This is a genomic window from Streptomyces sp. NPDC045998 (assembly GCF_056430285.1).
Genome location: NZ_JBWKLJ010000001.1, coordinates 789713 through 805786, shown reverse-complemented (window position 1 = coordinate 805786; position 16074 = coordinate 789713). Strand labels below are relative to the sequence as shown.

16 protein-coding genes are annotated in these 16074 nt (G+C 74.9%); 7 read left to right on the top strand and 9 right to left on the bottom strand.

Annotation, left to right across the window (positions count from 1 at the left end):
- Window positions 1-17: 17 nt before the first annotated feature.
- On the bottom strand, window positions 18-746 hold the full coding sequence (locus AC07FJ_RS03640) for a VIT1/CCC1 transporter family protein (RefSeq protein ID WP_479044812.1): 729 nt from the start codon (window positions 744-746) through the stop codon (window positions 18-20).
- Window positions 747-970: 224 nt separating this feature from the next.
- Here AC07FJ_RS03640 and AC07FJ_RS03635 point away from each other — a divergent pair, with 224 nt between their 5' ends.
- The 7 genes from AC07FJ_RS03635 (at window position 971) to AC07FJ_RS03605 (ending at window position 9303) form a co-directional block, all read left to right on the top strand.
- Window positions 971-1978: an ADP-ribosylglycohydrolase family protein gene (locus tag AC07FJ_RS03635; protein ID WP_361414655.1), complete on the top strand. Its 1008-nt coding sequence runs from the start codon at window positions 971-973 to the stop codon at window positions 1976-1978.
- Window positions 1978-3510, top strand: coding sequence for an ADP-ribosylglycohydrolase family protein (locus tag AC07FJ_RS03630; protein ID WP_479044808.1), 1533 nt, complete (start codon window positions 1978-1980; stop codon window positions 3508-3510). The genes AC07FJ_RS03635 and AC07FJ_RS03630 overlap by 1 nt, the downstream gene beginning before the upstream one ends.
- Window positions 3434-4612: an ADP-ribosylglycohydrolase family protein gene (locus AC07FJ_RS03625; RefSeq protein ID WP_479044807.1), complete on the top strand. Its 1179-nt coding sequence runs from the start codon at window positions 3434-3436 to the stop codon at window positions 4610-4612. The genes AC07FJ_RS03630 and AC07FJ_RS03625 overlap by 77 nt, the downstream gene beginning before the upstream one ends.
- Window positions 4609-6255 (top strand): ADP-ribosylglycohydrolase family protein, encoded by a 1647-nt coding sequence (locus tag AC07FJ_RS03620; RefSeq protein ID WP_479044805.1) that lies wholly within the window; start codon window positions 4609-4611, stop codon window positions 6253-6255. The genes AC07FJ_RS03625 and AC07FJ_RS03620 overlap by 4 nt, the downstream gene beginning before the upstream one ends.
- Window positions 6252-7136, top strand: a complete 885-nt coding sequence (rbsK, locus tag AC07FJ_RS03615) for a ribokinase (RefSeq protein ID WP_479044803.1) — start codon at window positions 6252-6254, stop codon at window positions 7134-7136. The genes AC07FJ_RS03620 and rbsK overlap by 4 nt, the downstream gene beginning before the upstream one ends.
- The gene (locus AC07FJ_RS03610; RefSeq protein WP_479044801.1) at window positions 7133-8371 is read left to right on the top strand and encodes a CaiB/BaiF CoA transferase family protein; all 1239 of its coding nucleotides are present in this window, start codon (window positions 7133-7135) and stop codon (window positions 8369-8371) included. The genes rbsK and AC07FJ_RS03610 overlap by 4 nt, the downstream gene beginning before the upstream one ends.
- Window positions 8372-8484: 113 nt before the next feature.
- Complete coding sequence (locus tag AC07FJ_RS03605; RefSeq protein WP_479044800.1) at window positions 8485-9303, top strand: HpcH/HpaI aldolase/citrate lyase family protein; 819 nt, start codon at window positions 8485-8487, stop codon at window positions 9301-9303.
- A gap of 75 nt (window positions 9304-9378) precedes the next feature.
- Here AC07FJ_RS03605 and lgt read toward each other — a convergent pair whose 3' ends face one another.
- The 8 genes from lgt to AC07FJ_RS03565 all read right to left on the bottom strand — a co-directional run bounded on the left by lgt (window position 9379) and on the right by AC07FJ_RS03565 (window position 15968).
- On the bottom strand, window positions 9379-10356 hold the full coding sequence (lgt, locus tag AC07FJ_RS03600; RefSeq protein WP_479044797.1) for a prolipoprotein diacylglyceryl transferase: 978 nt from the start codon (window positions 10354-10356) through the stop codon (window positions 9379-9381).
- A gap of 76 nt (window positions 10357-10432) precedes the next feature.
- Window positions 10433-11311: a DsbA family protein gene (locus AC07FJ_RS03595; protein WP_479044795.1), complete on the bottom strand. Its 879-nt coding sequence runs from the start codon at window positions 11309-11311 to the stop codon at window positions 10433-10435.
- 63 nt (window positions 11312-11374) lie between these two features.
- A complete protein-coding gene (gene trpA / locus AC07FJ_RS03590; protein ID WP_479044793.1) occupies window positions 11375-12199 on the bottom strand; it encodes a tryptophan synthase subunit alpha in 825 nt (274 codons plus the stop codon).
- Complete coding sequence (gene trpB / locus AC07FJ_RS03585) at window positions 12196-13506, bottom strand: tryptophan synthase subunit beta (RefSeq protein ID WP_479044790.1); 1311 nt, start codon at window positions 13504-13506, stop codon at window positions 12196-12198. Before trpB ends, trpA begins: the two co-directional genes overlap by 4 nt.
- Window positions 13507-13673: 167 nt before the next feature.
- A complete protein-coding gene (gene trpM, locus AC07FJ_RS03580; protein WP_479045285.1) occupies window positions 13674-13922 on the bottom strand; it encodes a tryptophan biosynthesis modulator TrpM in 249 nt (82 codons plus the stop codon).
- 175 nt (window positions 13923-14097) lie between these two features.
- Window positions 14098-14907: an indole-3-glycerol phosphate synthase TrpC gene (gene trpC / locus AC07FJ_RS03575; RefSeq protein WP_479044789.1), complete on the bottom strand. Its 810-nt coding sequence runs from the start codon at window positions 14905-14907 to the stop codon at window positions 14098-14100.
- 114 nt (window positions 14908-15021) lie between these two features.
- On the bottom strand, window positions 15022-15612 hold the full coding sequence (locus AC07FJ_RS03570) for a DUF2752 domain-containing protein (protein ID WP_479044787.1): 591 nt from the start codon (window positions 15610-15612) through the stop codon (window positions 15022-15024).
- Window positions 15613-15695: 83 nt separating this feature from the next.
- Window positions 15696-15968 carry an HGxxPAAW family protein gene (locus AC07FJ_RS03565; protein ID WP_479044784.1) on the bottom strand — a complete coding sequence of 91 codons (273 nt, stop codon included), beginning with the start codon at window positions 15966-15968 and terminating at the stop codon, window positions 15696-15698.
- Between the last annotated feature and the right edge of the window lie 106 nt (window positions 15969-16074).

The window sequence follows — 16074 nt, the reverse complement described above, 5'->3', positions numbered from 1 at the left end:
CGGCGGTCGGCAGTCGGCTACAGCGCCGCGCCGAACAACGCCCCCAGCGCGTACGTCACCGCCGCCGCCGCGCCGCCGAGTGCGAGCTGGCGCAGGCCGCTGTACCACCAGCTGCGCGCGGTCACGCGGGCCACCAGCGCACCGCAGGCGAACAGCCCGGCCAGCGCCAGCAGCACGGCGGGCCACAGGGCGGTGGCGCCCAGCAGGTACGGCAGGACGGGGAGCAGCGCGCCGAGCGCGAAGGACCCGAAGGACGACAGCGCGGCGACCGTCGGCGACGGCAGGTCGTCCGGGTCGATGCCGAGCTCCTCGCGGGCGTGGATCTCCAGCGCCTGCTCGGGGTCCTTCGACAGCTGCATGGCCACCTCGCGGGCGAGTGGGGGCTCCACGCCGCGGGCCACGTACAGGGCGGCGAGCTCCTCCATCTCGTCGACGGGGTGCTTGCGCAACTGGTGACGCTCGACGTCCAGTTCCGCCTCGACCAGCTCGCGCTGGGACGCGACGGACGTGTACTCGCCGGCCGCCATGGAGAAGGCGCCCGCCGCGAGCCCGGCCAGCCCCGTGATCACGATGGTCTGCTGGGACACCGCGCCACCGGCGACGCCGGTCATCAGCGCGAGGTTCGACACGAGACCGTCCATCGCGCCGAACACCGCCGGACGCAGCCAGCCACCGTTCACATCGCGGTGCGTGTGGTTGTCGCGGTGCGCCTCGTGAAGCGTCGCCTCGGTCTCGATGATGGACACAGCTCTCCCCTTGCGTCGTGCGGCGGGCTCGTACCGGCCCGCGCCCCTCAACACCTCGAAAGTACGCGCGATGTAAGGGGCGCGCCAGCAAGGCAGGCTTTACTAACCAGCGGTCGTCGGGGCGTCATCGGGGTGACAGAGGGGCCCTCCGCGACAACCACCCGGGCCCGCGTGGCACGCATCCAGGAAGCGGATCGAGCGACGCGCATCGAAAGGCCCACGCGATGGAGTCGAAGTCGACGGCACCTTCGGTTCTCCTCGACCGAGCCCGGGGCGCGCTGCTCGGACTGGCCGTCGGAGACGCCCTCGGGGCGCCCGCCGAGAACATGCGACCGTCCGAGATCCGCCGCAGGTGGGGCCGTATCGAGGGCTTCGTCAGCGAGGACCCGGCGGGCACGGACGACACGGAGTACGCGATCTTCTCCGGCCTGCTCCTCGCCCGGCACGGCTCGGCGCTGACGGTGGCGCACGTCGAGAAGGCGTGGCACCACTGGATCGCGGACCTGGACGAGGGCCCGTTCCGGGGCGCGGGTTTCAGCGAGCGCGGCACGCTGGAGAACCTCCGGCGGGGCCTCGCCGCACCCATCTCGGCGCAGCACCGGCACGCCTGGAGCGACGGGCTGGCCATACGCGCGGCGCCGTTCGGGGTGTTCGCGGCGGGGCGCCCGGCGGAGGCGGCGCGGCTGGTGGCGATCGACGGCACGGTCAGCCACGAGGGCGAGGGGATCTACGGCGGCCAGGCCGTCGCGGCGGGTGTGGCGGCGGCCATGTCCGGCGCCGACCCGGCCTCGGTCATCGCCGCCGCGCTCTCGGTCGTGCCGATGGACTCGTGGACCGCGCGCTCGATGCGCCGCGCGGTCGTCGCGGCCCAGCGCGTACAGCCCGATCCGCTGGTCCGCGAGCGCGCCGTGCGCTCCGCCGTCGTCATCGGCGGCTACCCGTGGACGGACCTGGCCCCGGAGGCGGTCGGCCTGGCGTTCGGCGCGTTCGCGGCGGCGCGCGGCGATTTCCGTACGTCGGTCCTGACCGCGGTGAACATGGGCCGCGACGCCGACACGACGGCCGCGGTGGCGGGCGCCCTGGCCGGCGCGATGTCGGGGGCGTCGGCGATCCCCCCGGAGTGGTCGGCCCCCATCGGCCCGGTCCGCGGCAGCTGCCTGCCGTCCATGCGCGGCTACCACGTCCTGGACATCGCGGACCTCCTGACCCCCGACGAATCCGAGGCCCTCTGATGCCCCAGACCCCCTTCTCAGGCGACCCGCAGGGGCGCACCGCTTCCCCGGGCGGTGCCCCGCTCGGCGACGGGCGGGGAGACGCACCCGGCGCCCCATGGGGCGCCGCACTCGTGCACCCGCCGGACGCCGCGCTCGGGCACCCGCCGGACGCCGCGCTCGGGCACCCGCTCGGGAGCGCTCCGACGAGCAGCGACCCGCCGGTCCAGCCGTCACCGGTCCAGTCCCCGCCGATCCACCCTCGACGCGGGCCGGCCACCGTCTCGCGCGCCGGGGACGGCGCGGCGGACGCCCCGGGGGAACGCGTCGTACGGCGCCCGGCCCACCACCCCCGCGCGGCGAGCCGCATCGAGGGCCTGCTCCTCGGCCTCGCCGCGGGCGACGCCGCCGGGTGGCCCGCCGCGCGCCACCGCGCCGCCCGGATGCCCGAGTGGACCCGCCGCCTCACCCGTGAGCTGGACACCTTCGCCGAGCAGAACGCCACCACCACCCTCCCCGTCCCCATCGCCCTCAACCAGCCGCCCGAGCCCCTCCGCCTCGGTCCCTCCGACGACGCCGAGTGGGCGGTCTTCACCGCCGAGACGCTCCTCGCCGCCGACGGCGAGCTGCTCCGCGGCCTCCCACCCGCCCGCCGCCTGTGCGCCGCGGTCGACCTCGCCTGGAACTCCCTCGCCGCCGAGATCGCCGCCGCCGCCGACCGCGCCCCCGAGGTGGAGTCGGCCGTGCTGCCCCTGCGCGCCCGCATCTCGGTACGCGCCGGGCTGGGCAATCTCGCCACGGGCCTGCGCCCGCCCGCCACGGGCCACGACAACCCGCACTACTTCGACGACGCCGCCTGCGTACGGGCGGCCGTCCTCGCCGTCGCGCACCCGGGCGACCCGCGCGCCGCGGCCGAGCTCGCGGAATTCGACGCGCGCTACACGCAGGACGGCGACGGGGTCCACGGCGCCCGCGCCATGGCCGCCGCCGTCGCCACGGCACTCGGCGGCGCGCCGGTCGGCGAGGCGGTCGACGCCGCGCTCGACCAGCTGCCGTACGCCACCGAGATCGGCCGCAACGCCCAGCACGCCACCCGGCTCGCCCGCGCCGCCGACACCGCCTTCGAGCTGGTGCCGCTCCTGGAACACCAGATCGTCGACCACGTCTACAGCTACGGCATCGCCGCCGCCGAGACGGTCCCCGTCGCCCTGGCGCTCGCCATCGCCGCCGGCGGCAGGGTCACCGAGGCGGTGCCGGCGGCGGCCTGCCTGTCGCGGGTCGCCGACTCCGCACCTGCGCTCGCGGGCGCGCTGACCGGCGCGTTCAGCGGCGGCGGCGGGGTGCCGGCCACCTGGCGGGAGGCGTGCCGGACGCTCGCGGGCTGCGCACTCCCCCGCCTGGCGGGCACGGACCTCGTGGAACTCGCCGGGCGGCTGGCACACACGGAACTCGCCACACCGGGTGGACAATTCCGACATGACGACCATCACCCCCACGCCCTCGACCCTCGAGGACCGGATCACCGGCAGCCTCGTCGGAGCCGCCGTCGGTGACGCCCTCGGCGGCCCGGTCGAGGGGTACAGCCCCGAGCAGATCGCGGAGCGCCACTTCGGCCGCGTCACCGGCATCGTCGGCCCCTGGCACGGCGACGCCTGGCGCACCGCCCGGCCCCTCGCCCCGTACCACAAGGGCGACGGGCACGTCACCGACGACACCCTGATGACCCACGCGCTGATCCGGGTGTACGACACGGTCCGCGACCACCTCGACGCGTACGCCGTCGCCGACCACCTCGTCCCCGACCTGATCTCCACCCCGCGCTGGATTCCGGAGCTGGAGGCCGAGGCGCTGCCCCTCCAGCGGATCTTCCTCGCCGAGAAGTGGCTGGTCACCCGGCTCCACTACGGCCATGTCGACCCGCGCGAGGCCGGCACCGGAAACATCGTCAACTGCGGTGCCGCGATGTACATGGCGCCCGTCGGGCTGGTCAACGCCGCCAACCCGGAGGCCGCGTACGCCGAGGCCCTCGACATCGCCGGCGCCCACCAGTCGTCCTACGGCCGTGAGGCGGCGGGCGTCTTCGCCGCGGCGGTCGCCGAGGCGTGCCGGCCGACCGCGACTCCGACGACCGTGGTGGACGCGGCGCTCTCCCTCGCCAAGGACGGCACCCGGGCGGCGATCGAAGCGGTGTGCGAGGTGGCCGCGCTCCACACCGACTTCGAGTCCGCCCTGCGCCCCCTCCGCGAGGCGGTCGCCCCCTTCGACACGGTCGGCCCCGACTACCGCTCCCCCTCCCTGGCCGCTCGTCGGCCCTCCCGGCTGCACTCCATCGAAGAACTCCCCATCGCCCTCGGCATGCTGCTGGTCGGTGAGGGCGACTACCGCCGTACGGTGCTGGGCGCCGTCAACTACGGCCGCGACTGCGACTCGATCGCCACCATGGCGGGCGCGATCGTGGGCGCGCTGCACGGCGAGGCGGCGATCCCGGCGTTCTGGGTGAAGCAGGTCGCCGAGGCCAGCCGCCTCGACCTGCACGCCCCGGCGGAGGTGCTGGCCGAGGTGGCCCGCGAGATCTTCATGCGGGACACGGTCCGCCGCCGCGCCCACGAGACGGCGTTCATCGCCCTCTCCCCCCGGCCCGGGGTGACCCCGTGAGCGTGCGCCTCACCTGGGTCCAGCCCGAGGACCTGATCGGCCACGAGCTGCGGCAGGCCGCCGAGGACGGGCGCGACGCCTCGGCCGTCGAGGCCCGTTGGCTCGCCGCCGGCGGCACCCGCGCCCCCGCGGCGGCCGGCGCCTCCCCCACGCCCGCGCCCCCGCACCTGCGCGCCCTCGCGGAGCGCCTCCTGGACGAACTGGCCGCCGTGCCGAGTCCGTTGGCCGCGGCCGAGCCCACCTCCCTCCCCCGTATCATCCGGGCCTGCCCGGCCTGGCCGTCCCCCGAACCGCTCACCACCTCCGCCACCGCCTCCGCCACCACGCCGACCAGGGCCTCGGCGTGCGCCCCGGCCCACGCCCCCGCCGAAGCAGCCGCGACGGGCGGCACCTGGTACGCGGCCGCCGGGCGGCCGCCGGGTCGGGCCCGTGCCTGCGCCGCAGACGCCCCGCCGCGGGCCTCCGGCGACGCGCGGGGTTCCGGACCGGCGGACGCCCAGCGGACCGGCGCGCACCCCGCGGCAGCGCACCCCGCCCACGCCGCGGGCCCGCCCCCCGCCTGCACCGTGGCGCCCGGCCTGGGTGAGCGGCTGCACGCCGCCTGGCTCGGCCGCGCCGCCGGGTGCCTGCTCGGCAAGCCCGTCGAGAAGCTGCCCCTCGCCGCCCTCCGCGCCCTCGCCCGCGCCACCGGGAACTGGCCGCTGACCTCCTGGTTCACCGCCAGGGGCCTGCCCCCGGCACTCGCCGCGGCCCACCCTTGGAACCGCCGTTCCGCCACCACCTCCCTCGCCGAGAACATCGACGGCATGCCCGAGGACGACGACCTCAACTACCCCCTGCTCACCCTCCTGCTCCTCCAGCGGTACGGCCACGGCTTCACCACCGCGGACGTCGCCCGCCTCTGGCTCGACGAACTGCCCGCCGGCCGCGCCTTCACCGCCGAGCGCGTCGCCTACCGCAACCTCCTCTCCGGGCTCGAACCCCCGCTGACCGCCACCCACCGCAACCCGTTCCGCGAGTGGATCGGCGCCCAGATCCGCGCCGACGTCCACGGCTGGACCCACCCCGGCGACCCGGCCGCCGCGGCCGAACAGGCCCATCGGGACGCGGTCCTCACGCACACCGCGAACGGCGTGTACGGGGCGATGTTCGCCGCCGCCGTCATCGCCACCGCCGCCTCCGGCACCGCCGACGTCCACCGGTCACTCGCCGCCGGGCTCACCGTCGTGCCGCCGGACTCCCGCCTGGCCCGGGCGGTGCGCTTCGGCATCGCCACGGCCCGCGCCCACGCCGACTTCGACACCGTCACCGACCGCCTCCACACCGCCTACGGCGCCTACCACTGGGTGCACGCCGTCCCGAACGCCGCCCTCCTCTCCGCCGCCCTCACCCACGCCGACGGCGACTTCACCCTCTCCATCTGCCGCGCCGTATCCGGCGGCTGGGACACCGATTCCAACGGCGCCACCGCCGGCTCCGTCGCCGGCCTCCTCGCCGGGCACCCCGACCGGATCCCGGACCGCTGGACCTCCCCCCTCAAGAACCGGCTCGCCACGTCCGTACACCCCTTCGACGGCATCGGCTTCGACACACTGGCCGCACTCACGCACGACCTCGTCCACCAGGAGGCACACCGCCCATGACCCACATCGCGGTACTCGGCAGCACCAACATGGACCTGGTCGCCTATGTGCACCGGGCGCCCAAGCTCGGCGAGACCGTCACCGGGCGCGAGTTCCGTACGATCCCCGGCGGCAAGGGCGCCAACCAGGCCGTCGCCGCCGCCCGCGCCGGCGCCCGGGTGTCGATGATCGGCGCCGTCGGCTCCGACGACTTCGGCACCCGCCTGCGCGCCGAGCTCGACGGCGCCGGTGTGGCCACCGAACGTCTCCGTACCGTCGAAGGCCCCTCGGGGACCGCCCACATCGTCGTCGACGACGACGGCGACAACGCGATCATCGTCATCCCCGGTGCGAACGGCACCGTCACCTCCCTCTCCCCCGGCGACGAACCGCTCATCGCCACCGCAGACTCCCTGCTGCTCCAACTCGAACTCCCCCTCTCCGCCGTCATCGCCGGCGCGGAGGCGGCCCGCCGCCACGGCGTCCGGACCGTCCTCACCCCCGCACCCGCGCAGCCGCTGCCGCCCGAACTCCTCGCGGCCACCGACCTCCTGGTGCCCAACGAGCACGAGGCCGCGGCCCTCACCGGCATCGCCGACCCGCACGCCGCCGCCGAGCAGCTGCTGCGGTACGTCCCCGAGGTGGTCGTCACCCTGGGCTCGTCCGGCAGCCTCTACGCGGCGCGCGGCGCGAGCCCCGTCACCGTCCCCGCCCCGCGCGTGCGGGCCGTGGACACCACCGCCGCGGGCGACACCTTCACCGGCGCCCTCGCCGTGGCGCTCGGCGAGGGACGTCCCGTACCCGACGCCCTGGCCTGGGCGTCGGCCGCCGCCGCGCTGTCGGTCCAGCGCCCCGGCGCCTCCTCCTCGATGCCGTACCGCTCGGAGATCGACGCCCTATGACCAGCACACCGACGACCAGCACAGCCGCGACCGCCGCCGCGGCGACCAGCACCCCTCCCCTCCGAGGACTCCGCGTCCTCGACCTCGCCACCCTCTTCGCCGGCCCGCTCGCGGCGACCATGCTCGGCGACTTCGGCGCCGACGTCATCAAGATCGAGCACCCCCGCAAGCCCGACCCCTCCCGTGGCCACGGCCCCGCCAAGGACGGCGTCGGCCTGTGGTGGAAGCTGCTCGGCCGCAACAAGCGCACCCTCACCCTCGACCTGTCCACCCCGGGCGGCCGCACCACCCTGCTGCGTCTCGCCGCCACCGCCGACGTGGTCGTCGAGAACTTCCGCCCGGGCACCCTGGAGCGCTGGGGCCTCGGCTGGCCCGAGCTCTCCGCCGTCAACGACCGCCTGGTCCTGGCCCGCGTCACGGGCTTCGGCCAGACCGGCCCCTCTGCGCACCGCCCCGGCTTCGGCACCCTCGCCGAGGCGATGAGCGGCTTCGCCGCCATCACCGGCGAGCCCGACGGCCCGCCCACGCTCCCTCCCTTCGGCCTCGCCGACTCCATCGCCGCCCTGGCCACGGCCTACGCCGTGATGACCGCCCTGCACGCCCGCACCGCCACCGGCCGCGGCCAGGTCGTCGACATGGCGATCATCGAACCGATCCTCATGGTCCTCGGCCCGCAACCGCTCTGGTACGACCAGCTCGGCTACGTCCAGCCCCGCACCGGAAACCGCTCCCGCAACAACGCCCCCCGCAACACCTACCGCACCGCCGACGGCTCCTGGGTGGCCGTCTCCACCTCCGCCCAGTCCGTCGCCGAACGCCTGATGCGCCTGGTCGGCCGCCCCGAGCTCATCGACGAGCCGTGGTTCGCCGAAGGCACCACCCGCGCGGACCACGCCGACGAGCTGGACGAGGCGGTCGGCGGCTGGATCGCCCGGCACACCCGCGAGGAGGCCATGTCCGCGTTCGAGAAGGCCGAGGCGGCGATCGCCCCGGTCTACGACATCCGTGACGTCATGGAGGACCCCCAGTACCGGGCGCTGGAGACCATCACCGAAGTCCCCGACCCCGAGCTCGGCCCGCTCCGTATGCAGAACATCCTCTTCCGCCTCTCCGAGACTCCCGGCTCCATCCGCTGGTCCGGCCGCCCGCACGGCGCGGACACCGACACCGTCCTCGGCGAACTCGGCCTGTCCGCGGACGAGATCACCGCCCTGCGCGCCGAGGGGGCCGTATGACCCCCAGAACCCCGGCGACCGGCACGACCACGGTGACCTCCAGGACCACGGTGACTTCCAGGACCACGGTGACCCCCCACACCCCGGTGGCCTCCATGACTTCGCTCCCCGCCATGACCCCCCTCCCCCTCACCTTCCTCTACGCGCCCGGGGACCGCCCCGACGTGGTCGCCAAGGCGCTGCGCTCCGGCGCCGACGTGGTGGTGGTCGACCTGGAGGACGCGGTGGCGCCCGACCGCAGGGCGTACGCCCTCGACGCCACCGTCGAACTGCTCTCCTCGCCCCAGCCCGTACCGGTCCACGTCCGCCTCCCCGGTCCTCACGACACCGCGCACGACAACACGGCCATCGCATCGCTGGCCCCCCTCCCCGGCATCGCGACTCTTCGTGTTCCCAAGGTGACACACGGCACTGACATTCAGCGGATCGCGGCCCTCGCCCCCGGCGTCCCGCTCCACCCGCTGCTGGAATCCGCCCTGGCCATCGAGCGTGCGTACGCCATCGCCACCGCCCACCCCGCCGTCCGCTCCCTCACCATCGGCGAGGCCGATCTCCGCGCCGACCTGGGCGTACGCGACGACCGCGGCCTCGACTGGTCGCGCAGTCGCGTCGTGGTCGCCGCCCGCGCCGCCGGCCTGCCGCCGCCCGCCCAGTCGGTCCACCCCGACATCCGCGACCTCGACGGCCTGGCCGCGTCCTGCGCCCACGGCCGCGCCCTGGGCTTCCTGGGCCGCGCCGCGATCCACCCCCGCCAGCTCCCGGTCATCGAGCGGGCCTACCTCCCCACCCCGGAGGAGGTCGCGGCGGCGGAGGAGGTCGTCGCGGCGGGCGCCGCCGGTGCGGGCGCGCTGGCCCTGCCCGACGGCCGCTTCGTCGACGCGGCGATCGTCGCCGAGGCCCGCCGCACACTCGCCCTCGCCCGCCGGACCTGACCTCCTCCACGTAACGCGCGAGGCGGCCGCCGGAACCTCTCGGTCCCGGCGGCCGCCTCGTACGTGCTTACCGCGTCAGCGCGGTCCGGCGGACTTCGCCTGCGCGTCCGTCTCGCCGTCCGCCTCCGCGTCCCCTCCGGCGTCGCGCTCGGCGTCCGCCGGTACGGAATCCGTAGGCGCGGAGTCCGCGGGCGCGGTGCCGGCGACGGCGTCCTTGCCCGCCGCCGCCTTCCCCGCGGGCGCGTCCGGCTCCACGACCTCCTCGCGTCCCGGCCGTACCCGCGCCGAGATCACGATGTACGCGACCGCCGCCAGGAAGACCACGATCGCGGTCCACACGTTGAGCCGGAGGCCCAGGATGTGGTGCGCCTCGTCGACGCGCATGTACTCGATCCAGCCCCGCCCGGCGCAGTACGCCGCGACGTACAGCGCGAAGGCGCGCCCGTGGCCGAGTGTGAAGCGGCGGTCCGCCCAGATCACCAGGAGCGCCACGCCGACGCACCACAGCGACTCGTACAGGAACGTCGGGTGGTAGAGCCCCGCCTCGCGGTTCACGCCCTCGCTGATCTCCAGCGCCCACGGCAGGTCGGTCGGCTTGCCGTACAGCTCCTGGTTGAACCAGTTGCCCCACCGTCCGATGGCCTGCGCGAAGGCGATGCCGGGCGCGATGGCGTCCGCGTACGCCGGCAGCGGGATGCCGCGGCGGCGGCAGCCGATCCAGGCGCCGAGCGCGCCGAGGGCGATCGCGCCCCAGATGCCGAGGCCGCCCTCCCAGATCTTGAAGGCGTCGACCCAGTCCTCACCCTCGCTGAAGTACAGCTGGTAGTCGGTGATGACGTGGTAGAGCCGGCCGCCGACGAGACCGAAGGGCACCGCCCAGACGGCGATGTCGGCCACGGTGCCGGCACGGCCGCCCCGGGCGAGCCAGCGCCTGTTGCCGTACCAGACGGCGACGAAGACACCGATGATGATGCAGAAGGCGTAGCCGCGCAGCGGGAGCGGTCCGAGGTGGATCACACCGGTCGACGGGCTCGGAATGTAGGCAAGGTCCATGGCAGGACCGACGCTACCGTGCCGGGCGGGAGACACGGGAACCCGCCCGGCAAAGAGTGCATAACAAGAGAGGTGCTCAGCCCCGCCCGGGCGACGGGGAGCCCTGGCCCGACGGAGAGCCCGGGGCGGAGGGCGACGCCGGCGCCGTCGGGAAGGCCGTACCCCGCTTCTTGCCCTTGTTGGCCTCCTCGACCCACTTCTTCAGGTTCTCCACGGAGATCTGCTCCTTGCCCTTGGTCGGGAAGATCGATTCTCCGTTGAGCAGCACGGTGGGCGTCCCCCGGAAGTCGCCGTCCCGGAAGGCCTGGGCGGACTTGTTGACCCAGCCGTCGTGCTTGCCCTCCGCCACACAGCTGCGGAAGGCCGGCGTGTCGAGGCCCGGCACCTTCGCCGCCAGCTCGAAGAGCCGCTCGTCCTTGGCGAAGGCGTCGTCCGGCTCGGGGGGCTGGTTCTGGTAGAGCACGTCGTGGTACGGCACGAACTTGCCGGCGTCCTGGGCGCAGGCCGCGGCGTTCGCCGCGTTCAGCGAGCCGCTGCCGCCCATGTTGCCGTCGATGATCGTGGCGAGGTGGTATTCGACCTTGACCTGGCCCGACTCGGTCAGTTCGTGGACGGTGTCCCGGACGGCGTTCTCGAACTGGGCGCAGGCCGGGCAGCGGAAGTCCTCCCAGATCGTGAGCGTCGACGGGGCGTCGGTGGCGCCGGCGGGGATCGCCAGGCCGTCCTTGCCGGCCGCTCCGGAGGGCGCGGCGACCGGACCGTCGCCGGAGCCGTCGCTCTTGTCTCCGGTGTTGGCGGCGATGACGCCGACCACCGCGGCCAGGCCGAGCACGCCGACGACGGCCGCCGAGACGAGCAGGGTGCGCCTGCGCCGCTCCCGCGCCTTCTGCTGCTCGCGTTCGATCTGGAGCCGTTCTCGCGCGCTCCGCTTGCCTGCACTGTTCTTCTCGCTCACGCCCACAGCAACGAACCGGGGAGGCGCGGGCGCGCCTCCCCGGTCCAGATCCACCCGTTCGAGCTACGACACTCCCTGGGAGCGCTTCACTCCTCGCGCGAGTTCGCCCGCCAGTTCCCGTACGGCCGCGATGCCCGCGGCGTGGTCCCCGGCGTCGAGCATGCGCTTGACGAAGGCCGAGCCGACGATGACGCCGTCGGCGAAGGTGGCGACCTCGGCGGCCTGCTCGGCGTTGGAGACGCCGAGGCCGACGCAGACCGGCAGTTCGGTGGTGGCGCGGGTGCGCCGCACCAGGTCGGCCGCCTGGGCGCCGACCGACTCGCGGGTGCCGGTGACGCCCATCAGGGAGGCGGCGTACACGAAGCCGCTGCCCGCGCGGGTGATGGTGGCCAGCCGCTCGTCCTTGCTGCTCGGCGCGACGACGAAGACGGTGGCGAGGTTCTGCTTCTCGGCGTGCTCGCGCCACAGCGCGGACTCCTGGACCGGCAGGTCGGGCAGGATGCAGCCGGCGCCGCCCGCCTCGGCCAGCTCGGTGGTGAAGCGCTCGACGCCGTACCGGTCGATGGGGTTCCAGTACGTCATCACGAGCACCGGCTTGCCGGTGGCCTCGTGGGCCTCGCGGACCGTGCGCATCACGTCGGCGATCTTCACGCCGCCGCGCAGCGCGATGTCGTCGGCGGTCTGGATGACCGGGCCGTCGAGGACCGGGTCGCTGTGCGGCAGGCCGACCTCGACGATGTCGGCGCCGCCGTCGAGGACGGCCTTGACGGCCTCGATGCCTCCGTCGACGGTGGGGAAGCCGGCCGGGAGGTAGGCGATGAGGGCGGCGCGCTCCTCCGCCTTGGCCTGCTCCAGGGTGTCCTGCAGCAGCTGGATGTTCCCGCTCACTTGGTCTCCCCCTGGGTGTCGCGCTGGATCTCGGCGGCGCCGTTCTCGGCGGAGGCGTCGGCCTCGACCACGGCGGGCGGCTCGGCGTCGTACAGGCCGAAATAGCGAGCGGCGGTATCCATGTCCTTGTCGCCGCGGCCGGAGAGGTTGACGATGATCAGGCCGTCCTCACCGAGCTCGCGCCCGACCTCCAGGGCACCGGCCAGGGCGTGCGCGGACTCGATGGCCGGGATGATGCCCTCCGTACGGGACAGCAGGCGCAGGGCCTGCATCGCCGCGTCGTCGGTCACCGCGCGGTACTCGCCGCGCCCGCTGTCCTTGAGGTACGCGTGCTCCGGGCCGATGCCGGGGTAGTCCAGGCCGGCCGAGATGGAGTACGGCTCGGTGATCTGGCCCTCCTCGTCCTGGAGGACGTAGGAGCGCGATCCGTGCAGGATGCCGGGCTCGCCCGCGGTGAGGGTGGCCGCGTGCTCGCCGGTCTCGACGCCGTGTCCGGCGGGCTCGCAGCCCACCAGCCGGACGGACGCGTCCGGGATGAACGCGTGGAACAGGCCGATGGCGTTGGAGCCGCCGCCGACGCAGGCGATGGCCGCGTCGGGCAGCCGCCCCGCCCGCTCCAGGATCTGGCGGCGGGCCTCGACGCCGATGACGCGGTGGAAGTCGCGCACCATGGCGGGGAAGGGGTGCGGGCCCGCGACCGTGCCGAAGAGGTAGTGCGTGCGGTCGACGTTGGCGACCCAGTCGCGGAACGCCTCGTTGATGGCGTCCTTGAGGGTGCGGCTGCCGGACTTCACGGGGATGACCTCGGCGCCGAGCATGCGCATCCGGGCGACGTTCAGCGCCTGGCGCTGGGTGTCGATCTCGCCCATGTAGATGGTGCATTCGAGGCCGAAGAGGGCGCACGCGGTGGCGGTGGCGACGCCGTGCTGGCCGGCGCCGGTCTCGGCGATGACGCGCGTCTTGCCCATGCGCTTGGTGAGCAGGGCCTGGCCCAGCACATTGTTGATCTTGTGCGAGCCGGTGTGGTTGAGGTCCTCGCGCTTGAGGAAGACCCGGGCTCCGCCGGCGTGCCGGGCGAACCGGGGCACCTCGGTGAGGGCGCTGGGGCGGCCGGTGTAGTTCATCAGCAGGTCGTCGAGCTCGGCTGCGAAGGCCGGGTCGGCCTTGGCCTTCTCGTACTCGACGGCGACCTCGTCGACCGCGGCGACGAGCGCCTCGGGGATGAACTTGCCGCCGTAGGCACCGAAGTAGCCCTCGGTGCTCGGGACGTGACCCTGGGGGTCGGGAATGAAGAACTCGCTGGGCATGCGACTGCTCCTCACGGGGGCGCGAACGCTCCCGGATGACGGTGCGGGACGGTGGTCACGGGGTGCGCCGGTGCCACCGCTCCCCGCCCGTCGCGCGTGACGTCGTGGAGACGTCGCGGGGCGTGCCCGTACGCGCGTACGGGGACGCTCCGGCGAGGGGCGGCGGGCTAGCGGTGGTGGGGGCGCGCGGTGCGCGCGCGCCATCGCATGCCGTTGACCTGGCCGGGCTCGTCGCCGATGACGTAGCGGACGCGGCGCCCGTGCACCCGCCGGGCCGGGGCCCGGCAGCCGCGCGGGCGGCAGCCGCGGGCGAGCCGGGCGTACGCGTCGGGGAGGGCGTACGGGCCGGTCGCGAGGCCGGGCGCGTACGGGCGGCGGGGGCGGCCCGCCGTCGGGGAGCCGGCGCCCACGCCCACGCCCGCACCCACGCAGGCGCGGGTGACGGCGGTGGCGGAGGCCGTGTGGGAAGCCGTGGAGGGCGCCGTGCGACCGGCCGCACGCGCGCACGCCCCGTCGGCCGACCGCACCGGGCGCGCGGGCGCGGGGTGCGGGGTCGGCGCGAGGGCGCGGGCGGCGGCGGTCATGGCGGGGTCAGCCCCGTCCGTGCCGCAGGGCGGGGTGGGCGCCGGCGGCGACCAGGTCGGCCACCGCGGCCTTGGGGTCGCGGCCGGTGACGAGCGACTCGCCGACGAGGACGGCGTCGGCCCCCGCGTTGGCGTAGGCGATCAGGTCGTGCGGGCCGCGGATGCCGGACTCGGCGACCTTGACGATGCCGTCCGGGATCTCGGGGCCGACCCGCTCGAAGGTGGCGCGGTCGACCTTGAGGGTCTTCAGGTTGCGCGCGTTGACGCCGATGACGCGTGCACCGGCGGCGACGGCGCGCTCGACCTCCTCCTCGTCGTGGACCTCGACGAGCGGGGTGAGGCCGATGGACTCGGCCCGCTCGATGAGGGACTCCAGGGCGGGCTGGTCGAGGGCGGCGACGATCAGCAGGGCGAGGTCGGCGCCGTACGCCCGTGCCTCCCACAGCTGGTAGGCGGTGACGATGAAGTCCTTGCGGAGGACCGGGATGTCGACCCGGGCGCGGACGGCCTCCAGGTCGGCGAGGGAGCCGCCGAAGCGGCGCTCTTCGGTCAGGACGGAGATGACGGCGGCGCCGCCCGCTTCGTAGTCCGCGGCGAGCCCGGCCGGGTCGGCGATCGCGGCGAGCGCTCCCTTGGACGGGCTGGAGCGCTTCACCTCGCAGATGACCTGGACGCCGTCGCCGCGGAGCGCGGCCGCGCCGTCCTTGGCCTGGGGCGCCTTCGCCGCCCGCTCCTTGAGCTCGTCGAGGGAGACCCGCGCCTGCCGCTCCGCGAGGTCGGCGCGTACGCCCTCGATGATCTCGTCGAGCACACTCACGCGAGAGGCCCCCTTCCGGAGGGTGATGTTGGAGCCGGATCAGTCACCTCGATGGTATCCGCCGACGGCGACAGTGTGCGCACCCGGTGGTGCGCACCGCGCTGGCCTGTGGGTTCACGGAGCGAGCGCGGACCCGAAGGGCAGGTTCCGGACGACGGCGAACAGCACCAGGAGGGCGCCGAAGGACCAGACCCACACCTGTCCGATGTCGATCCGTACGGGCTGCGCGCGCACGGCCCGTACGAGCCAGAGGGCCATCAGGACGGCGAAGGCGACGTACCCGGCGACGGCGACGGCGTTGGCCTCTAGGGCGGCGGCCAGGTCACCGTGGACGAAGGCGTGGGCGCTGCGCAGGCCGCCGCAGCCGGGGCAGTAGAGGCCGGTGAACCGCAGCAGCGGGCAGACCGGGTAGTGGCCGGGCTCGTTGGGGTCGACGGCGCCCACGTACGCGAAGGCCGCGGCGACCGCGGCCAGCGTGCCCACGGGCGCCGCGAGGCGCCGTACGAGCGGGGGCGGGGCCGGGGCGGGGGTCGGTGCGTGCGGCGGACGCTGCACGGCCGGCGGCCCCGAGGCGGGCGGGACCGGTGTGTGCGGACCCGCGCCGCACGGGTCCGCGCCGTAAGGGTCCGCGCCGTACGGGGCGGGGCTGCTCGGGCTGTTCGGGCTGTTCGGGCTGTTCGGGCTGTTCGGCAAGGCGTCGTCCACCCGGGGATTGTCCCCGGCGATACGGAAAGGCGCAGCCCGGCCGTGCCGGACCGCGCCCCGTGTCGCCGGTGCGCCCGAACGGGTCAGGAGCGGCCCGCGTGAGCGGTCTCGGGCGTGTGGTCGGCGCGGGCGGCCTCCTCGCGGGCGCGATCGAGCTCCGGGGACGGCTTCGCGCCGAGTCCGGCGGCCTTCATGGCAGCACCGACGACACCGCCGAGCAGGACGACGCCGATGCCCGCCCAGAAGCCCACCGGGTTGGCCGCCACCATGAAGGCACCGGCGACGCAGAAGCCGGCGAAGGAGATGATGACACCGGTCCAGGCGGCCGGGGTGTGTCCGTGGTCGCTGCCCGCCATGAGTTGCTCCTCGTTGATGTTGCTCTGTTACGGCCCCGCCGAGTGCGGACGCTCGCCGATATTGTCCCGCACGCGCGCGTGCGGGGTGATCCGGGGTCACCCTCGC

Coding starts and splice junctions, on each gene's coding strand:
- AC07FJ_RS03635 (WP_361414655.1), top strand. CDS start 971: ATGGAGTCGAAGTCGACGGCACCTTCGGTTCTCCTCGACCGAGCCCGG.
- AC07FJ_RS03630 (WP_479044808.1), top strand. CDS start 1,978: ATGCCCCAGACCCCCTTCTCAGGCGACCCGCAGGGGCGCACCGCTTCC.
- AC07FJ_RS03625 (WP_479044807.1), top strand. CDS start 3,434: ATGACGACCATCACCCCCACGCCCTCGACCCTCGAGGACCGGATCACC.
- rbsK (WP_479044803.1), top strand. CDS start 6,252: ATGACCCACATCGCGGTACTCGGCAGCACCAACATGGACCTGGTCGCC.
- AC07FJ_RS03610 (WP_479044801.1), top strand. CDS start 7,133: ATGACCAGCACACCGACGACCAGCACAGCCGCGACCGCCGCCGCGGCG.
- AC07FJ_RS03605 (WP_479044800.1), top strand. CDS start 8,485: ATGACCCCCCTCCCCCTCACCTTCCTCTACGCGCCCGGGGACCGCCCC.
- lgt (WP_479044797.1), bottom strand. CDS start 10,356: ATGGACCTTGCCTACATTCCGAGCCCGTCGACCGGTGTGATCCACCTC.
- trpB (WP_479044790.1), bottom strand. CDS start 13,506: ATGCCCAGCGAGTTCTTCATTCCCGACCCCCAGGGTCACGTCCCGAGC.
- AC07FJ_RS03565 (WP_479044784.1), bottom strand. CDS start 15,968: ATGGCGGGCAGCGACCACGGACACACCCCGGCCGCCTGGACCGGTGTC.